This window comes from Serratia sp. PGPR-27, from assembly GCF_022678525.1.
Classification (GTDB): domain Bacteria; phylum Pseudomonadota; class Gammaproteobacteria; order Enterobacterales; family Enterobacteriaceae; genus Serratia; species Serratia nematodiphila.
Map to the genome: position 1 here is coordinate 1 of NZ_JALBYS010000096.1, position 246 is coordinate 246.

The 246-nt window shown below is 63.4% G+C and carries 1 pseudogene; it reads left to right on the forward strand.

What is annotated here, in order from left to right:
* A pseudogene (locus tag MMS95_RS24165) lies at positions 1–246 on the forward strand (pyrroloquinoline quinone biosynthesis protein B); the annotation flags it as partial.

The window sequence follows — 246 nt, forward strand, 5'->3', positions numbered from 1 at the left end:
GCTGCCCGCACCACGTCTGGTGCACCCCTGAAGTGCATGACGATCTCAGCACCGGTTTCCCGGTGTTTCCCATGCTCTCTCACTGGAACGGCGGGTTGATTCACCACCCGGTGACGCCCGGTGAACCTTTTCACACGGCGGTCTGCCCGAACGTACGCTTCACCGCCATTCCATTGCTCAGCAACGCGCCGCCCTATTCGCCGTACCGCGATCGCCCGCTGCCGGGCCACAATGTGGCGCTGTTCA